This window comes from Nonomuraea composti (genome assembly GCF_012034275.1).
Taxonomy (GTDB): domain Bacteria; phylum Actinomycetota; class Actinomycetes; order Streptosporangiales; family Streptosporangiaceae; genus Nonomuraea; species Nonomuraea composti.
The window spans coordinates 95,419-114,765 of sequence record NZ_JAATEP010000037.1 but is presented as its reverse complement, the minus strand read 5'-3'; the positions used below and the strand labels follow the sequence as shown (position 1 = coordinate 114,765).

11 protein-coding genes are annotated in these 19,347 nt (G+C 73.2%); 8 read left to right on the top strand and 3 right to left on the bottom strand.

The window, feature by feature from the left end:
• Position 1: 1 nt before the first annotated feature.
• Positions 2–1,006 (bottom strand): helix-turn-helix domain-containing protein, encoded by a 1,005-nt coding sequence (locus tag HCN51_RS39190; RefSeq protein WP_168017090.1) that lies wholly within the window; start codon positions 1,004–1,006, stop codon positions 2–4.
• Between the two features lie 91 nt (positions 1,007–1,097).
• Here HCN51_RS39190 and HCN51_RS39185 point away from each other — a divergent pair, with 91 nt between their 5' ends.
• Positions 1,098–4,379 (top strand): S8 family serine peptidase, encoded by a 3,282-nt coding sequence (locus tag HCN51_RS39185; protein ID WP_168017088.1) that lies wholly within the window; start codon positions 1,098–1,100, stop codon positions 4,377–4,379.
• Positions 4,380–4,432: 53 nt separating this feature from the next.
• On the opposite strand, the gene HCN51_RS39180 is transcribed toward HCN51_RS39185, so the two are convergent.
• Positions 4,433–4,837, bottom strand: coding sequence for a nitroreductase family deazaflavin-dependent oxidoreductase (locus HCN51_RS39180; protein WP_168017086.1), 405 nt, complete (start codon positions 4,835–4,837; stop codon positions 4,433–4,435).
• A gap of 143 nt (positions 4,838–4,980) precedes the next feature.
• Between HCN51_RS39180 and HCN51_RS39175 the strand changes: the two genes are divergently transcribed.
• From HCN51_RS39175 to HCN51_RS39145, 7 genes are all read left to right on the top strand, one after another.
• A complete protein-coding gene (locus tag HCN51_RS39175) occupies positions 4,981–5,979 on the top strand; it encodes a LacI family DNA-binding transcriptional regulator (protein ID WP_206068390.1) in 999 nt (332 codons plus the stop codon).
• The gene (locus HCN51_RS39170; protein WP_168017084.1) at positions 5,976–7,241 is read left to right on the top strand and encodes a sugar ABC transporter substrate-binding protein; all 1,266 of its coding nucleotides are present in this window, start codon (positions 5,976–5,978) and stop codon (positions 7,239–7,241) included. Before HCN51_RS39175 ends, HCN51_RS39170 begins: the two co-directional genes overlap by 4 nt.
• 6 nt (positions 7,242–7,247) lie before the next feature.
• On the top strand, positions 7,248–8,177 hold the full coding sequence (locus HCN51_RS39165) for a carbohydrate ABC transporter permease (RefSeq protein ID WP_168017082.1): 930 nt from the start codon (positions 7,248–7,250) through the stop codon (positions 8,175–8,177).
• On the top strand, positions 8,174–8,998 hold the full coding sequence (locus HCN51_RS39160) for a carbohydrate ABC transporter permease (RefSeq protein ID WP_080036798.1): 825 nt from the start codon (positions 8,174–8,176) through the stop codon (positions 8,996–8,998). The genes HCN51_RS39165 and HCN51_RS39160 overlap by 4 nt, the downstream gene beginning before the upstream one ends.
• Positions 8,999–9,008: 10 nt before the next feature.
• Positions 9,009–10,493 carry a glucoamylase family protein gene (locus HCN51_RS39155; RefSeq protein WP_206068389.1) on the top strand — a complete coding sequence of 495 codons (1,485 nt, stop codon included), beginning with the start codon at positions 9,009–9,011 and terminating at the stop codon, positions 10,491–10,493.
• Positions 10,490–12,187, top strand: coding sequence for a GH39 family glycosyl hydrolase (locus HCN51_RS39150; RefSeq protein ID WP_168017080.1), 1,698 nt, complete (start codon positions 10,490–10,492; stop codon positions 12,185–12,187). Before HCN51_RS39155 ends, HCN51_RS39150 begins: the two co-directional genes overlap by 4 nt.
• Positions 12,188–12,338: 151 nt before the next feature.
• The gene (locus HCN51_RS39145; RefSeq protein ID WP_168017078.1) at positions 12,339–18,833 is read left to right on the top strand and encodes a CHAT domain-containing protein; all 6,495 of its coding nucleotides are present in this window, start codon (positions 12,339–12,341) and stop codon (positions 18,831–18,833) included.
• Here HCN51_RS39145 and HCN51_RS39140 read toward each other — a convergent pair.
• Positions 18,830–19,285 (bottom strand): hypothetical protein, encoded by a 456-nt coding sequence (locus tag HCN51_RS39140; protein WP_168017076.1) that lies wholly within the window; start codon positions 19,283–19,285, stop codon positions 18,830–18,832. The two genes, HCN51_RS39145 and HCN51_RS39140, sit on opposite strands and share 4 nt — an antisense overlap.
• Positions 19,286–19,347: the final 62 nt, after the last annotated feature.

Genomic DNA, 19,347 nt, shown 5'->3' with positions numbered 1-19,347 from the left:
CCTAGACCAGGCCCCGGCGGCTGGCCTGGGCGCCCGCCTGGAAGCGGGTCTCCGCGTTCAGCTCGTCGAGCAGGTGCCGCAGCCGGCGGCGCAGGCTGCGCGGGCTGGTGCCGAGCTGCCGGGCGATGGCGTCGTCCTTGAGCCCGGCCGCCAGCAGCGCCAGCAGCCGGCGGTCCTCGACGCTCAGCCCCGCGCCCGGGTCCGGCGCCACCTGGGGCTCGGGCACGCCGTGCGACCACAGCTCGGGCCGCACGGGCAGCGCCTCCCGCCACAGCCGCTCGAACAGCTCCACCAGGGCCACGACCACGGTGGAGCCCCTGATCAGCACGCCACGCGTCAGCGGCGGCTCCATGTGCAGCGGCATGACGGCCCGCGACCGGTCCACGAGCGCCATCTTGAACGGCAGCCACGGCAGGATCCGCGCCTCCTCGCCCGCCCTGATCAGGCTGCCCACCTCGTCGAGCGCCCCGGGGTGGTCGAACGCCTCGGGCACGTAGAGGGTGCGGTAGCGCACGCCGTTGCGCAGCAGGTCGGTCTGCAGCGGGTTGTGGTAGTCCAGCACGTACGGGGGCCGGTCGAAGGTCAGCACCTCCTCCTTGGCCTCCTGCTGCAGCCGGACGTACCAGCGGGCCTGCTCCTCGGGCCCGGCCAGCACCTCGATCTGGTCGCCTCCGGCGGGGTCGGTGCCGACGTCGCGGAAGGCCGCTTCGAGCTCGTCGGCGGTGTCGGTGAGCAGGTCCAGCTCGCTCTGCATGTCGCGCACGAGCGCGCGGATGGCGGTGCCCGGGTTGGTGGCCGTCCAGCGGGGTGAGCGCCCCCACAGGCGGCTGACCAGGCCCTTGACGCGCAGCCTGCTCAGCGACGACTGGATGCGCCCCGAGCTCTCGCCGCTCCTCCTGACCAGCTCCTGGACGGTGATGCCCGGGCAGGCCAGGACGCTGCGGTAGATCCGCTCGTCGAAGGCGGAGATGCCGACGATCTCCAGCGCCCTGCCGTCTTCCTGCACGCGCTCGATCTTGGCCGTTTCCGGCAGTTGCCGCAATAGGCCACCGACGCCACCTTGTCACCAAATTTCACTGACAATTAGAAAGCGGAATGTGCAACAGAGAACGGCCCTTCTGGGCGTCGTGTTACTGGCCGCCACGGCGATCGCCGCACCGGCCCAGGCAGCACCCGCCCCGCCCGCCCCGCCCGCGCCCAAGCTCGGCCCGGCGAAGACGATCACCCTCATCACCGGGGACAAGGTCACCCTCCGCGAGCTCCCGGACAAGCAGACCCAGCTCGACGTGGCCGCCGGCCCCGGCCGCGAGAAGATCGACTTCGTGCGCCGCAGGTCCGCGGACGGGCTCAGCATCGTGCCCGTCGACGCCCTGCCGCTGCTGGCCGCGGGCACCCTCGACCCCAGGCTCTTCAACGTCACCCGGCTGGCCGCCCTCGGCTACGACGACGCCGCCAGCCCGCGGCTCCCGCTCATCCTGACCTACTCGGATTCGGACCCGGACTCGGGCCAGGCCGCGCTCCGCGCCGCCGGCGGGCGCCCCCTGCCCGCCATCAACGGCGTCGCCAGGAAGGAGCCGCGCACCGGCGCGCTCTGGCAGACGCTCACGGCCCAGGCCCGCACCGCCGCCGCCCCCGTCAAGATCTGGCTCGACGGCAAGGCCAAGGTCTCCCTCGACGTCAGCGTCCCGCACATCGGCGCGCCCGCCGCCTGGGCGGCCGGCCACACCGGCCAGGACGTGCCCGTCGCCGTGCTCGACACCGGCTACGACCCCGCCCACCCGGACCTGAAGGGCCAGGTCGTCAAGACGGAGAACTTCACCGCCGAGCCCGACACGACCGACCTGAACGGCCACGGCACCCACGTCGCCTCCACGATCGCCGGCACCGGCGCCGCGTCCGGCGGGACGCGCAAGGGCGTCGCCCCCGGCGCCAAGCTCATGATCGGCAAGGTCTGCGGCCAGGACGGCTACTGCGCCGACTCCGCCATCGTCGAGGGCATGACCTGGGCGGCGCAGAACGGCGCCCGCGTCGCCAACCTCAGCCTCGGCGGCCCCGACGCCCCCGGCGTCGACCCGCTGGAGCAGGCCGTCAACACCCTCACGGCCAAGTACGGCACGCTGTTCGTGATCGCGTCGGGCAACGACGGGCCCCAGGCGCTCGGCTCGCCGAGCAGCGCCGACGCCGCGCTGTCCGTCGGCGCCTCCTACCGCGACGCCGACACGGTCGCCCAGTTCAGCAGCACCGGCCCGCGCCCCGGCGACGCGGCGGTCAAGCCCGACCTCATCGCCCCCGGCGTCGGCATCGTCGCCGCCAGGGCGGGCGCCCCGGAGGGAGCCTCGGGCGACGAGCTGTACGCGGAGATGAGCGGCACGTCCATGGCCACGCCGCACGTGGCGGGCGCGGCGGCCGTCGTGGCCGGCCTGCACCCCGACTGGACGGCCGCCCGCATCAAGGCGGCGCTCATGGCCGCCACCGCCCCCGGCGAGGAGCTGGGCGCCTACATCCAGGGCTCCGGCCGGGTGGACGTCGCCCGCGCCGTCGGCCAGCGCATCACCACCGAGCCCGCCTCCCTCACCATGGGGGACGTCGAGCTGCCCGACACCGCGCCCAAGGAGCGCACGCTCACCTACCGCAACGACGGCGACGCCGCCGTCCGGCTGGAGCTGAGCGTCGTCGCCAAGGACGGGCATGGTGAGAGCGCCGCCCCGTTCACCCTCGGCGCCGGCGCGGTGGAGGTGCCCGCGCACGGCACCGCCGACGTCAAGGTGACCGCGAAGCCCGGCGCGACCGGCCTGTTCAGCGGCACGGTCATCGCCAAGGGCGGCGACGTCACCGTACGGACCGGCATCGGCATGCGGGTCGAGCCGGAGAAGAAGGCGCTCGGCCTGCGCTTCACCGGCAGCGACGGGCGGCCCGCGCAGACCGCGTTCGCCGGCGTGATCGACATCGAGGCGGGCGAGCAGACCAACTACGACATCTCCGGCGGCAGCCTCGACCTGCGGCTGCTCAAGGGCCGCCGCTACACCGTCGTCACCCTGCTGGCCGACCACGACGGCACCATCGTGATGGCGGCAGAGCCGGAGTTCACCCTCGACGGCGACCGCACGGTCACCGCCGACGCCCGCCGCGCCAAGCCGGTGAACGTGCGTACGGAGGAGCCGACCGCGCGCCTGGCGATCGGCATGCTGGGCCTGCTCCAGCTCGTCGAGGGCGCGCAGCCGCTCGGCGTGGACGTGGACCTGGCCGGCCGGTGGGGCGCCGATCGCGTCGAAGGCGTCAAGGCCATCCCGACGACCCGCACGGCCAGCAAGAAGTTCGCCTACTACCGCTGGACCCAGTGGGCCAGGCCGCAGGCCGACGGCAGCTACCACGCCAGCCCGTACTTCTACCACCTGATGAAGGCCGAGCCGCGCATCCCCGCCGACCCCGGCTACCGCCCGCGCCGCCGCGACCTGGCCGAGGTCACCTCCACCTACGCCGCCCAGCGGGACGGCAAGACCGGCGAGCACATGGCGCTGCCCGTCCTGTACGGGACGGAGCTGGCCTGGATGCCGTACGTCCACGTGGCGCACGTGCCGCTGCCGTTCACGAGGACCGAGTACTACACGCCCGGCGACACCGGCTGGTACCCGTCCTTCGCCCAGTACAAGCTGCCGCCGGACGGGTTCGACGACCTCGACCAGTTCTTCTTCGGCCGCACCACCGTCTACCGGGCCGGCCAGAAGAGCACCGAGCGCTGGAACGGCGCCGTCCTCGGGGCCGCGCTCGACCCCGGCGGCGACCACAACTGGCGCGAGGAGAACATGATGCAGTTCGCGACCTCGCTGTTCGACGACGGCAGGCCCGACCGCTACTCCGTCGGCTCCTACACCGCCCCGCGGGCCGCGCTGTACCGCGACGGCAAGGAGGTCCACAGCACCTCCGACTACCTGCCGGGCTGGATCGACGTGCCCGCCGACCGGAAGGAGAGCGAGTACCGCCTCACCATGACGGCCGGGCGCGACCCGGCCATGACGGCGCTGTCCACCCGGGTCAGCGCGGAGTGGCGGTTCCGGTCGAAGACGCCGGCGGCGGGGGAGCGGCAGGTGCTGCCGCTGCTGGCCGTCAAGATCGACCCTGAGCTGGACGCGCGCAACCAGGCGGCGTGCAGCGCCAGGCCGGCTCGCCCGACCTGCCGCTGCGCACGCTCACCGTCGACATCTCCTACGACGACGGCCGCACCTGGCTGCCCACGCTGGTGCACCCGTCGGGCAAGGACACCTGGGCCGCCGAGACCTGGCACCCGTCCGGGGCGCGTGGCAGGTTCGCCTCGCTGCGGGTCAAGGCCGCCGACGCCGGGGGCAACGCCTTCACCGAGACCGTCACGCGGGCGTACCTGATCAAGTGATCCCGCCGGAAGGCCCCACGGGACGGCGGGGCCTTCCGCGTCCGGTCAGGTGGCGCGTTCGAGCACGACGACCGGGATCTCCCGGTCGGTCTTCTTCTGGTACTCGTCGTAGTCCGGCCACGTGCGGGCCATGACCCGCCACATCTCGGGCTTCTCCTCCGGCGTGGCCGTGCGGGCGCGGGCCTTGAACCTGTCGCCCTTCACCTGCACCTCCACTTCCGGGCTGGCCTGGAGGTTCTTGAACCAGCCCGGATGGTCGGGGTCGCCGCCCTTGGACGCCACCACGAGGTAGTCGTCGCCGAACCGCTGGTAGATGAGCGGGGTGGTGAAGGGCCGGCCGGACTTCCGCCCCTTGGTGGTCAGCAGGAGGACGGTGGTGTTGTTCCAGTCGTGTCCCTCCGCGCCGTCGGTCTCCCGGTAGCGCCGGACATGTTCTTCGCCGTAGAGCATGCAGGCGCACTACCCATCCCGGCCGTGACCTCACCGTTACTCGACGCGCTCTGGACGAGAAGTTAACGTGGTTGGCACGCGCATGTCTGTAAGCGCTTTCACCCGGCGGCGGGTGTAAGCGCTTACAGGAGGAGATGAGCACCATGGACGTGACCATCTACGAAGTGGCCAGGCGGGCGGGCGTGTCGATCGCCACCGTGTCCAGGACGCTGCGCGGCACCGGCCCCGTCGCCGCCAAGACGCGGGAGAAGGTGCTCAAGGCCGTCGAGGAGCTCAACTTCACGCCCAGCCGCCTCGGCGTCAGCCTCGCCGAGGGCCGCCACGCCGCCAACGGCGTCGTCTTCCCCGACCTGGCCGGCCCGTACTACGCCGAGGTGCTGCTCGGCTACGAGGAGGTCGCCTCCGAGCTGGGCCGCTCGGTGATCATCCTGTCCACGAAGGGCCGCACCCGGGTCGGCGACCTCATCAAGGACCTGGCCGGCCGGGTCGACGGCATGCTGATCTTCGGCCACACCGTGCCGGAGCCGCTGGTCGCCGAGCTCGTCCGGCTCGGCGTGCGGCTGGTGTTCGTCTCCCGCGACCCGCTGCCCGGCGCCGACACGCTGCGCAGCGAGAACACCGCCTCGGCCCGCGCCCTGGCCGCCCACCTCGCCGATCACGGCTACGAGCGCTTCGCCTTCCTCGGCGCCCCGCTGACCAGCCACGACGACGTGGACGAGCGCTGGCGCGGCGTGCGGTCCGTGCTCGGCGGCGCCATCGAGGCCGTCGACACCGGCCACTACACCGTGGAGTGCGGCCACGAGGCCGCCACGAAGCTGCTCAAGGGCCGCGACCGGCCCCGGGCGATCGTCTGCTCCGACGACGAGGTGGCGCTGGGGGCGCTGCTCGCCGCCGAGGAGCTCGGCCTCGACGTGCCCGGCGACGTGGCCGTGACCGGCTGGGACGACATCATGGCCGCCCGCCACGCCCGCCCGGCGCTGACCACCGTCCGGCAGCCCATGCGCGAGCTCGGCGCCCGCGCCGCCCGCGCGCTCGACGAGCTGATCACCGGTGTCCGCGACACCCCGAGCCACCACACCCTGGCCACCGCGCCGGTCATCCGCGCGAGCTGCGGCCACCACCCCCAGGAGGTAAGGACATGACCACCACCACCCGGCGCGCCGCCGCGGGCGCGCTGGCGATCGCGATGCTGGCCGCCGGCTGCGGGCGCGGCACCGGCACGGCGCAGGAACGGGCACGGGACGTCACGACCGCCAACGCCACCGGGGAGGTCACGGTCTGGGCGATGGGCGAGGAGGGCAAGGCGCTCGGCGCGTTCGTCAAGGGCTTCGAGAGCGCCCACCCGGGCGTCAAGGTCACCGTGACGGCCATCGGCTGGGACGTCGCCCACGACAAGATCACCTCAGCCATCGCGGGCGGCGCCACCCCCGACGTGAGCATGATCGGCTCCACCTGGTCGGGCGAGCTGGCCAAGACCGGCGCCCTGGAGCCCACGCCCGGCAACCTGGTCGACAAGGCGGCGTTCTTCCCCGGCGCCTGGCAGACCGTGGACATCAACGGCACCGCGTACGGCGTGCCCTGGTACGTCGAGACCCGCGTCCTGTACTACCGCACCGACCAGGCACGGCGGGCCGGCGTGAAACCGCCGCGCACGTGGGAGGAGTTCACCGCGTTCGTCCGCGCGCTCAAGGACAAGGGCGGCGCCCGCCGCGGCTTCAACCAGAGCTACCAGCTCGGCGCCTCCTGGCAGGAGGTGCTGCCGCTGATCTGGCAGGCCGGCGGCGAGATCGTCAAGGACGGGAAGTACACCTTCGACACCCCCGAGGCGGTCACCGCGCTCAAGCAGTACGCGTCGCTGTTCCAGCAGAAGCTGGCCCCCACCGACACCCCCGCGAACGCCTTCCCGCAGACGTTCATCAAGGGCGAGGTCGGCGCCTTCTACTCCGGCCCGTGGATGATCGGCGTGCTCAACGACGACGGCGGCCCCGGCTTCGCCGGCAAGTTCGGCGTCGCCCCCTACCCCAAGGGCCCGGTCTCGGCGACGAGCTTCGTCGGCGGCGCGGACCTGGCGGTCTTCAAGAAGGCCAGGAACCGCGACGCCGCCTGGGCGCTCATCAAGTGGCTGAGCGAGCCGAAGGTGCAGGCCCAGTGGTACACCACGGTCAAGGCGCTGCCGGCCGTGCAGGCCGCCTGGCAGGAGCCGGAGCTGAAGGCCGACGAGCAGCTCGCGGTCTTCGGCGAGCAGCTCAAGGACGCCAGGACACCGCCGCCGTTCCCCACCTGGGAGCAGGTGGCCAGGGTGCTGGAGGCGGAGCTGGAGAAGCTGGCGCGCGGCCGCTCCACCCCCGAGCGGACCGCCAAGGCGATCCAGGTGCAGGCCGACACCATCGGCACCGGCCTGTAGCGCGCCATGGCCGTGCTGACGAGACAGGCGCCGCCCGCGCCCGCGCCCGTCAAGGTCAGGGGCGTCCTGCGCCGGTCGGGCCTCGGCTGGGTCTTCATCGCGCCGTTCGTGGTGCTGTTCGCGGTGTTCTACCTCGGGCCGCTGCTGGTCGGCATCGGCATGAGCTTCACCGACCTGCGCAGCACCGACGTGGCCGACCCGCTCGCCGTGGACGTGGTCGGCGTCGAGAACTACCTGCGCCTCATGAACGACGGCGCCATGCGCAGGGCCGCGCTCAACACCGTCGTGTTCGTGCTCACGGCGCTGCCGCTGACCATCGGGCTCGGCCTGGCCGCCGCCGTGCTGCTCAACTCCGGCATCGCCCGCCTGCCCGCCGCGTTCTTCCGGCTCGGCTACTACCTGCCGAACGTCACCAGCATCATCGGCGTCGCCGTGGCCTGGAAGTTCCTGCTGGAGCCCGAGGCCGGGCTGGTCAACCGGCTGCTCGGCCTGGTGGGCGTCGAGGGCCCCAACTGGCTGGACGACGAGGCCACCGCGCTGCCCTCGATCATCGTGATGACGGCCTGGCGCAGCTTCGGCTTCGACATGGTCGTGCTGCTGGCCGCGCTCCAGAGCATCCCGAAGGAGCTGTACGAGGCCGCGGCGGTGGACGGCGCCGGCCGCTGGGCCCGCTTCCACGCCGTCACTCTGCCCTCGCTGCGGCCCGTCCTGCTGTTCTGCACCGTCTACAGCTCGGTCGGCTTCATGCAGTTCCTGGAGGAGCCGCTGGTCATGACGAGGGGCGGGCCGCTGAACGCCACCCTGTCGGCCTCGCTGGCCATCTTCGGCCAGTTCGGCGTCGGCAACTACGGCTACGCCGGGGCCGCCTCGACCGTGCTGTTCACGGTGATCGTGGCGCTGGCCGTCCTGCAGCTCAGGCTGGGGAGGAGACGATGACCAGAACCACCCGCCGCCAGCGCCTCGTCGTCCACCTCGGCCTGTCGCTGGGCCTGGTGCTGGTCGCCGGGCCGTTCCTGTGGACGGCGCTCAGCTCGCTCAAGCCGGAGCGGGAGATCCGGCGCGACCCGCCGACGTTCTGGCCCGAGACGTGGACGCTCGGCAACTTCGCCGAGCTGTTCGGCCGGGTGGACCTCGGCACCGCGTTCGCCAACAGCATGATCATCGCGCTCGTGCTGGTCGCCACCAACCTGCTGTTCTGCTCCATGACCGGATACGCCTTCGCCAAGCTCTCCTTCCGCGGCAAGAACCTCGCCTTCGGCCTCGTGCTCGTGCAGCTCGCCATCCCCGCGATCGTCGTGATGATGCCGCAGTTCGTGCTGATCGCCCGGCTCGGGATGGTCAACACGTTCATCGGGATCATCCTGCCGACCCTGGTGACGCCGCTCGGCGTGTTCATGATGCGGCAGTTCATCGCCGACCTGCCGGACGAGCTGATCGACGCGGCCCGCGTGGACGGCGCCAGGGAGTTCCGCGTCTTCTTCACCATCATCCTGCCGCTGTGCGGGCCCGCGCTGGCCACGCTCGGGCTCATCACGTTCCTCGGCTCGTGGAACAACTTCCTCTGGCCGGCCGTCGTCGCCCAGAGCGAGGACATGTACACCCTGCCCGTCGCGCTCAACATCCTCAACGGCAACGAGGGCACCCACTACAACCTGCTGGTCGCCGGGTCGGTCGTGGTCATCGCGCCGATCCTGTTCCTGTTCGTCTTCCTGCAGCGCTTCTTCATCCAGGGCATCGCCACCACCGGCCTCAAGTAGAGGAGCACCCATGCGCGTCCTGTCCTGCCTGCTCGTGCTCTCCCTGACCACTCCCATGAACGCGGACGACACCTTATGGCGCTACGCCAAGGACACCTGGCGCTCCATGACCGCCATGGTCGAGCCCGCCACCGGCCTGCCCGCCGACAAGGTCACCGGCGACCTGAAGACCAGGGCCCGCATCACCTCGCCCACCAACATCGCCACGTACGTGTGGAGCACCCTCACCGCCCGCGACCTGCGCCTGATCACCCCACGCGACGCCACCACCAGGATCGGCAAGGTGCTCGACGCGCTGGCCCGCCTCGAACGCAACACCCCCACCGGCCAGTTCTACAACTGGTACGACCCCGCCACCCTCCAGCTCGCCCGCAGCTTCCCCGACTCCGGCGATCCCATCCACCCGTTCGCCTCCAGCGTCGACAACGGCTGGCTGGCCACCGCCCTCATGATGGTCCGCAACGCGATCCCCGCCCACGCCAAGGCCGCCAACGCCCTGCTGGCCTCCATGGACTTCACCGCCTACTACGACCCGGCCGCCCGCCCCGACGCCGGCACCGGCCTGCTGCGCGGCGGCTTCTGGCCCGAACCGCCGCCCCAGGACTGCAACCTGCCCACCGACTACGCCGGCACCGGCGTCACCGTCTACTCCACCTGCCACCACTACGGCGCCCCCGCCGAGACCCGCATCGGCCAGTACGTCGGCATCGCCCTCGGCCAGCTCCCGCCCGAGAGCTACTTCGGCCCCTACCGCACCTTCCCCGACAACGGCTGCGACTACGGCTGGCAGGAGCAACGGCCCACCGGATCCTGGAAGCGGTACATGGGGGTCAACGTCTGGGAGGGCACCTACGAATACCGCGGCCTGCGTTACGTCCCCAACTGGGGCGGCTCCATGTTCGAGGCCCTCATGCCCGACCTCGTCGTCCCCGAGGCCAGGTGGGCGCCCAGGAGCTGGGGCCGCAACCACCCGGTGTTCGTCCGCGCCCAGATCGAGCACGGCCTGAACGAGGCGAAGTACGGCTACTGGGGCTTCTCCCCGTCCAACGACCCCCACGGCGGCTACAACGTCTACGGCGTGGACCAGCTCGGCATGGACGAGCCCGGCTACCCCTCCGACCGCGAACGCACCAGCGTCGACCCCGGCTACGAGGGCTGCCGGCCCGCCAAGCCGCTGCCCCAGGCGTACGGGGACGGCGTCGTCACCCCGCACGCCAGCTTCCTCGCCCTGCCGTACGCCAGGCAGGCCGCCCTCGACAACCTCGCCAAGCTGCGCCGCGACTTCGACGCCTACGGGCCCGGCGGCTTCTACGACGCCATCGCCGTCCGCACCGGCGTCGTGTCCAAGTGGTACCTGGCGCTCGACCAGGGCATGGCCATGGCCGCGCTCGGCAACGTCCTCGCCGGCGGCGCCCTGCACCGCTACTTCGCCGGCTCCGGCGTCGAAGGCAAGCTGCGGCCGGTGCTGCGGCTCGAGGATTGGCAGGCCGGATGATCGCGACACCCACCGGCCTGCGCGCCGTCCCCGGCGCCGGGCACGTCACCCTCACCTGGGACCCCGTGCCCGGCGCCATCGGCTACCTCGTCCACCGCGACGGCGCGCCCGCCGTCCCCGCCGAGGTGGACGTGCCCGCCGTGCCCGCCTGCCGGTTCGTGGACACCGGCCACGGGTTCGCCACCTACACGGTCGCCGCCCTCTGCCCCCGCCAGGGCCCCTTCAGCGCGCCCGTCGAGGCCGCGCCGCTGCCCGCCCGCGCCGGGACCACCGTCCCCGTGCGGATGGACGCGGGCCGGGTCACCCGCGAGCTGCCGCGGCCCTGGACGCCCATGATCGGCTCCGAGCACCTGTCCCACCTGCTCAGCACCGACCGGACCGGCGGCCGGCCCATCGGCGAGGAGCTGGCCGCGGCGCTGCGCCTCGCCCGCGAGCAGCTGGGCGTCAAGGCCGTGCGCGCGCACGCCGTCCTCGGCGACGACCTCGGCGTCTACCGGCACGGCGAGCCCTACGACTTCACCCGCCTCGACGCCGTCTACGACCGCGTCGTCGCGCTCGGCCTGCGGCCCGTCGTCGAGCTCGGCTTCATGCCCCGCGACCTGGCCGCCGACCCGTCCAGGACCGTCTTCCAGTACGAGGCGATCATCTCGCCGCCCAAGGACTTCGAGGCGTGGGGCGACCTCGTCCGCGCCCTCGTCGAGCACCTCGCCGCCCGCTACGGCCTGCGCGACCTGATCGACCGCTGGGCCTTCGAGGTCTGGAACGAGCCCAACCTCGACGTCTTCTGGTCCGGCACCCGCGAGGAGTACTTCCTGCTCTACGACGTCACCGCCGCCGCCGTCCGCGACGTGCACCCCGATCTGCGCGTCGGCGGGCCCGCCTCCGCCGCCAACGGCTGGGTCGAGGACCTGCTCGCCCACGTCGCCCGGTCCGGCGCCGCGCTCGACTTCGTCTCCACCCACACCTACGGCAACGCGCCGCTCGACTGGCGTCCCGTCCTGTCCGCGTACGGGCGGGACGTGCCCATCTGGTGGACCGAATGGGGCCCCACCCCCACCCACTTCCACGGCATCGGCGACGGGCCCTTCGGGGCGGCGTTCGTGCTGCACGGCATGAAGTCCGCGGCGGGCAGGATCGACGCGCTGTCGCACTGGGTGGTGTCCGACCACTTCGAGGAGCTGGGCCGGCCGCCCCGGCTCTTCCACGGCGGCTTCGGCCTGCTCACCGTCGGCAACCTGCGCAAACCCCGCTTCCACGCCCTCTCGCTGGCCCAGCGGCTGGGGGAGGCGGAGGTGGTCAGCGACGTGAGTGGGGACCTCGCCGGAGTTGAGGCATGGGCGGCCAAGCACGGTGACGGCCGGGTCGGCATCCTCATCTGGAACGGCACCCTCAACAGCGCCCAGGCCGCCGGGGCTCCCGAGCTGGCGCGCGTGATCGACCTCACCGTCGAAGGGCTGGACCGCGGCACGTACACGCTCACCCACCACCGCATCGACGCCACCCACACCAACGTGGAGGCGGTCTGGCAGGCGATGGGCGGCGGCGACTGGCCGACCGGCGACCAGTGGGAGACACTGCGGCGAGCCGACGGCCTCGACCGCCTCACCCCACCCACCACCGTCACGGGACCGACCCTCACCCTGACGTTCGACCTCCCCATGCCGGCCGTGTCCTTCCTGGAACTGACCCCCTGACCCCCTGATCCCTCCGCGGAACTGACCTCTCCGCGGAACCGACCCCCTGACCCCTCCGCGGAGCCGACGCCTTGACCGGTCCCGGGGGCCGACACCCTCAGTGACGGTCCTGTACGCGGGCGCACGCCGGTGAGAGCCTGAGCCTGTGCCCATGACCGAACCGGCCGCGGCGCTGGCCGCCCGCATCGCGCGGTTCGAGCAGGCCGCCGATCCCGAGCTGATCTGGGATCCGGCGGCGCTGTCCGAAGCCGAGCAGGCGATGCGGGCGTGCGCGGGCGACCGGTCCGACGCGGCCACCTGGCGGCAGATCGGCATCCTGCACCTGGCCCGCTACCGTCTCGACCCGCGCACCGCCCGGGACGCCGCCGTGGCGGGCGCCTTCTTCGCCGCCGTCGCCGTGCTCGACCCGGGCCGGCTGCCCGAGAAGCTGCGCGGCTCCCGCGTCCCGCCCGGCGACTCGGCCGGCACCTGGGCCGGGCTGCTCGAAGAGGTGCTGGGGCACGTGGACCCGGCCGCGTACCGGCACGTCGGGCTGCTCGTCCACGCCCTCGTCCGCCGCGCCGTCACACCCCCCGACCCGGACGTCTGCGAACGGCTGACCCGGCTGCTCCTCCAGGAATCCATGCGCTCCACCGACCCTTCTTGGGCACCCGGCGCCCTCGCCCCCGTCGGCAACGCACTGGTGCGCCTGCACACCGCGACAGGCGAACGCGGCACGGCCCTCGACGCGGTACACGTCCTGCTCCGAGCCGCCCTCGGCGACCCGGCCCACACGGGCGACCTGGCAGCAGCCCTCGCCGCCGCGTCCCCCGGCGACGAGGACCTGATACGGGCCTACCTGTCGGCCGCGGAGACCCCACCAGCGAGCCACGAAAGATCACAGGCACTCCTGACCCTCGTGGACCTCACCCAGACCCGGGCCGCCACCACGTACGCGGACGACGACCTTCTGGCGTTCATCAGGGCCGGCCAGTGTGCCCTGGACTTCTGGCACGAGCAGTGGGCCCACCCGGGCGTCGTGGCACCGTACGCGTCCGGCCTCATCGACTGGTACGTCGTGACGGGCGACGACCGCTCACTCGACGCCGCCACCGAAATGCTCGAAGCCCTGCACGTGGCCCCCGACGAGACCACTCGCGGCCTCGCCACCGACCCCGCCGTCCGCCTCGGCCTGCTCGCCGACCGCCGCTGGCACCGCTACCTCACCACCGGCGCCCTCGCGGACCTCGACGACGCCATACAAGCCCTCCACCAGGCCACCCGCCCCACCCTCACCCTCACCCGAGACCACCCACCCTCCACCACCCACCCGGCCCGAACGGGGTCCGCGCCCGACCTGGCCGGGGACGCTTCCGCCGGTCCCCCCGATCGCGCCAGCCTCCTGACCACCCTGGCCCACGCCCTGCTCAGGAGAGCCGTCATCACCGGCGGCGACCCCGCCGAACCCATCGCCGCCGCCCGCACCGCCCTGGCCGCCCACGACCCCGAACACCCGGGCCGACCCGGCACACTCCTGCTGCTCGCCAGGGCACTACGGCTCGCCCTCACCCCGGAGACGACCGACGAGGCCGTCACCGCGTTACGCGAGGCCCTGACATCCGACCAGCCCCCCAGCTTCCGCATCGAGGCATACGGCCTGATGTCGGAACTCCTGTGCCGCCGCGCAAGCGAACTGACGCACACCGACCAGCGCACGGAGGACCTGCGCACGGAGGACCTGCGCACGGAGGACCTGCGCGAGGCCGTCCTGGCCGCCCGCCAGGCAGTCGAGCTGGCCCTCAAGTCCGCCCCACCCCAGACGGCACCCGCCCAACGAAAGCTGTGCGAAGCACTACTGACCCGCTACGCCGCACAACACGACCCCCGCGACCTGACCGAGGCCCTGACCCTGGCCGGGGACGGCGACGCGGCCCTGCTGTCCGCCCTCGACCCCCCGCCCACCGTGGACGAGCACCTGTCCCGGGCCGCGACCGCCCTGGCACTGCGCCTGCCGGACGAGCAGACGACCCTCAACCTGCTGGAACTCGCCGAACGCGGCACGGAGAACCCCGCCGAGTCCCTCCTGGAGGCAGCGCGACGACTGGCCACCTCGGGCCGCCCCCGCACCGCCGTTCGGGTCCTGGACCGCGCGGTACGCGCCTTCGAGTCATCAGGCTCCTTGCCCAGAGCCGCCTTCGCCCTGTCCACCCAGGCAGCCATCCACGAAGACCTCGCCACCACCCCCGCCTCCACCACCCCCGCCGCCCTGGACGAGTACCAGCGTGCCCTCTCCGCCTACGAACGCGCGGCCACCCTGTACCGCTCCCTCGCCGACACCCGCTCGGAGGCGCTCCAGCTCGGCAACATGGCCCGCATCCACCTCCACACCGGCAACCCGGAAGGAGCCGTCGAGCTGTACCTGCGTGCCGCCGCCCAGTGCGAGGCCGCCGGACTGCCGGCCGAGGAGGCAGCCCAGCAGGTGCACGCGGCCGAGGCGTACCTGGCACTGAACGACCCACAGGCCGCCGTCACGTGCGCGTCCAGGGCCCGGGAGCTGTACCGGGCCGCAGGCGACAGGCGGGCCGCCGCGCTGGCCCTCGTACCGGCAGCCAAGGCCGCCATCGACGAGGACGACCTCACCGCGGCGAACGAACGCATGGCCGCGTGCGCCATCGAGCTGGAGGCGGCGGGGGAGTGGGAGGAGGCGTGCCGGGCGCTCGACCAGCACGCCGTCACGCTGGCCACCCGAGGCCATCACGGCCACGCGGCCGCCTGCGAGACCAGGCTCGTCGAGATCGTCCGGCGAAGGGGCCGGCGCCGTGAGCCCGCCGACGAGTGGTACCGCATAGGCCAGCGCCGCCGCACCCGTGGCGACACCGACGGGGCGAGGATGGCGTTCGAGCTGGCCGGCCGCGAATACGAGTCGCTGGGCCACCACGACGGTGCCGCGTCGGTGCGCTACAACCTGGGCGTGCTGGCGTACACGGAGGGTGAGCCGGAGCGCGCGCTGGAGGCGTTCGCGGCGGCGGCGGAGGCGTTCGCGGGCCTGCGGGCACCGTCCAAGGAGGCGATGGCGCTGGTCATGGGCGCCTCCTGCCTGACCGCGCTGGACCGCGCCGACGACGCCCTGGCCGACCTGGACCGCGCCTCCGACCTGGCCGCCGCGGAAGGCGACCTAGACGCCCTCTTCACGGCCACCCTCGGCCGCGCCGCGGCCCACGTCCGGCTGGGCGAGCCCCGGCAGGCCCGGGACCGGCTCTCCTCCGCCCTCGGCCTCGCCGCCGCCGACCCCCTGAAGCAAGCCGTCACCCACGACCGCCTCGCCGCCCTCGCCGCCCGCGAAGGAGACGTCCGCACGCAGGTGACCGCCCTGGAATCGGCACTGACCTGCTTCCGCACGAGCGGCCACGCCCACCTGACAGCCCTCGCCGCGATCAAACTGGGCCTCGCCCTGGAGTCCAGCGGAGAACTCCGCCAAGCCCGCGCCCACCTGGAGTCCGGCCTCTCCACCCTCACCCCACCCCCCGCCCCCACTCCGATCACCACCCCGCCCTCGACTCCGGCCCCCGCCGTCGCCTCGGACCTCCGCCGTCCTGAGGCGCCGTTCGAGGTCGTCGCCGCCATGGCGGACGGCCTGGACGCCGAGACCCTGTCCCGTCTGGCCGCCATCCAGCTCACGCTCGGCGACCTCACCCACGGGCGCGCCACCCTCGCCCAGGCGGTCACCACCCTCCGCGCCGGGGGACGCCAGGCCGGCGCGGCTCTGGAGCGCCTGGAACTCCGGCTACGCCTGGAGCAGGCCGAAGCTTCCGGCGACCTCCCCACCGCCCGGGCGCTGGCCGAGGAATCCCTCGCCCCGGACCCGGCCGGTCCCCTCGGCCAGGAGCCCGAAGGCTCGCGGCCGCTCGAGCCGCAGTCCCTCGGCTCGGTGTCCGGAAGCCCGCAGTCCCTCGCCCCGCAGCCCCTCAACCCGGAGGTGGGGAGCCGGCAGACCGCCGACCCCCAGTCCCTTGAGCCTTCCGGCCCCGATGCCCAAGAGCGGTCCTACCTCCTGGGGAAGCTTTCCCGCTACTGTCGCGAACTCGGCGACCTGACCGCCGCCCACCACTACGCCACACGCGGGTGTGAGCTCCAAGACGAGCGCGTCGCCGAGCATCTGGGCAATCTCGGCGCGGCGACCACCGCCATGGGACGGGCCGAGGAAGCGGCCGGGCACCTGACCGAGGCGGTGGAGCTGGCCCGTGACGCGGACTCCGCGCTGCCCGCCCCACTCGTCCAGTCCCTCGCCCTGCTGGGAGCCGCCCTGACGGACCTCGGCCGCTGCGAGGAGGCCGCGCGGGCGTACGAGGAGGGGCTGGCCCTCGTCGAGGCTCCGGTCTGGCGGGCGCTCCGGGTTCCGCTCCTGTCCGGCCGCGCCGACCTCCACCTCAAGCTGGGCGAGCTGAACGAGGCCGCCGCCCGCTTCCGCAAGGCCATCGCGCTCGGCGAGGAGCTGGGCCCGCGCACCGGCCTCGCCCCCGCCTACGCCGGCCTCAGCCTGGTCCACGAGCTACGCGGCGAGCCCGCCACAGCCATCCCCCTGGCCGAACGCGCCCTGGAGCTCGAACGCGCCAACGGCCACGGTCGCGGCACCGTCCTGGCCCTGCTGTCCCTCGCCCGCCTCGGAGCCCCGCAACGGCTGGAGGAAGCCCTCGCCCTGGCCCAGCACATCGGCTTCCCAGCGGCAGAGGCCATCGCCCTGCGCCACCTCGCCTCCCTCGACCTCCCCGCACCCGCCACGCCCGCCCCCGGCGTCACCGACCGCACTGCGCCCGACCTCGCCACGCCCGCCCCTGCCACGCCTCACCCGGGCGCGCCCGACCTCGCCCTCGCGACCATCTCCTACGAACGAGCCCGCCGGCGCCTCACCAGAGCCATCGACCTGCTGTCCGACCTGGGCCACGATCAGGAGCTCGCCACCGCCTACCACCACCGCTCGATCGCCGAGGAAGGGCTGGGCGACCTGCCCGCCGCCCTCGCCGACGCGGAACGCGCCTGCGCCCTGGGCCGCGAGGCCGCTCGCGACCGCGCCATCCGGCTGGCGGTACGCCTGAACCTGGCCATGACGGCCTGGGCCCACGCCGAACAGGCCAAACTCGCCGCCCTGACCCCCGAGCCCCCCGCCCAGCGACCTTCACCCGCGCCCCAGCGAAGGCACCGCAGCGAGCTCGCCGACGGTGACATGCCTGAGCACCGTAGCGGGCCCGCCGATCGTGACAAGCCCGAGCATCGCAGCGAGCCTGCTCACGGTGACAAGCCCGAGGACCTCACCCTGGCCGCCCACGTCACGGACCTCGATGACCTCGTGGAGGCCGAGCGGCGCGCCCTGGAGACGGTCCGGACCCTTCTGATGATCGCCCGTAACACCCCTGACCCCGACCGAGCCGCGTCCATCATCCGCCGGGCCCGTGCCGCCCAAACGGACCTGGAGGCCCTCTGGCATCGCCTGGAGCCGCACGCCGCCGCCCTCGTGGCCCTGCGCAGGCGCAAGCCACCCACCAGGGCGCAGCTCGACGCCCTGGTCAGCGTCCCCGACGACCGCTCCGACGACCGCTTCGACGACCGTGCCGCACGAGGGGCGCGGGCGCTGATCGGGTTTCACCTGGGAGAGGGCACCGCGCCGGGCGAAGGCACGGTGACGGTGCTGGCGCATCGCACCGGCTGGCCCGAGCCGCGTGCCTTCCCCACCCTCGTCGAGCGCGTCCTCCTGGAGGAGTTCCGCCGCACGTTGCACGGCCGCAGGCCCGGCCTGCTCGACATCGAGGCCCGCCGCCATCGCGCGGACGTGTGGCGCCGCCTGGCCGACCTGCTCCTCTCCGAAGTGCTGGATGTCTTGGGCAACGGCATCGAGCTGCTGCACCTGATCCCGCACCCGGCACTTCGCGGGCTGCCCCTCCACGCCCTGTCCCCGTCAGGGCACCTGCTGATCGAGCGGTTCCCAGTGGCCTACGCCCCCTTCGCCACCGCCCTGGCCCACGCCATCCACCGCCCGGCCAGGCCGGGTGTGGGCTCGCTGGTGCTCGGCCACACGACCGATCCGGCCGCGCGCCCTGCGGTGGAGGCCGAGGCCCGCGAGGCGGCCACCCTGCTCAGCGGCGGCACCACAGACACCGCAGGCACCATAGGCAGCACAGGCGGCGCCGCACTTCACCTGGCGCACGAGGCCACCTCAGCCCGGCTTCAGGGCTTCTGGGACGTGCTCCACCTGGCCTGCCCGGCCGTGTACGACCACGCCGACCCGTTCGCCTCCGGACTGCGCCTGGCCGACGGCCTGCTCACGGCCCGCCGCCTCATGACCATGAACGTGACCGCGAACCTGGCCCTCATCACCGCCCAAGACCCCGCCCCGACGCCCCCCGAAGCGTCCTCCGACGGCATGGCCGCGCTCTCGTACGCGCTGCTGCACGCGGGCGTCCGCGCCGCCCTGCTCACCCTCTGGCCGGTCTCGCCCGAGATCACCCGGGCCCTCGTCCACGACCTGCACACCCGCCTCAGCGCAGGCGCCACCCCGGCGACCGCCTTGCGTGCCGCCGTGCTCGCCCTGCGCGACCTCTACGGCTCCGCCGAGCCGGACCTGTGGGCCTCGTACGTCCCGATCGGCCTCCTGGAAGGGCCGGGCCGGGGCTAGAGGTAGGACCTGGTCGCGCTCACCAGCTCGGCCGCCGCATCACGCGTGTCCACGTAGAGGGCGTTCTCGGGGGTGCGCTCGCGTACGTCCTGGTCGCGGATGGCGAACACGGCGGGCGCCACCCCCACGTCGCCGTACCGTGACGTGATGGCGGCCCCGATCGCCCGCCGCACGTCGCCGACCACCTCGCGCGTCGTGTGCCCGGCGCCGGAGGCGGCGAGGTAGCCGAGCATGCCGGCGAAGCGCAGCTCGCCCTCGGCCGGAGGGAGCTGCTCGGGCAGCACGGGACGGTCGAGCCAGAACACCTTGCCCGCAAGGAACGCCTCGTAGCCGGGCTCGTCGCGGCCGAGCACGCGGGTCGTCTCGGCGAGCAACTCCCCGAACTCGGCCAGCTCCGCCTCCGGCGGCAGGTCCGTGGTGACGAACAAGGGCACGATCAGCGAGTCGAGCATGTGACTATCCCTCCGTGAGGAGCCTCATCGTAGGATGCCGCACCGACAATCCCCGCGCGGCG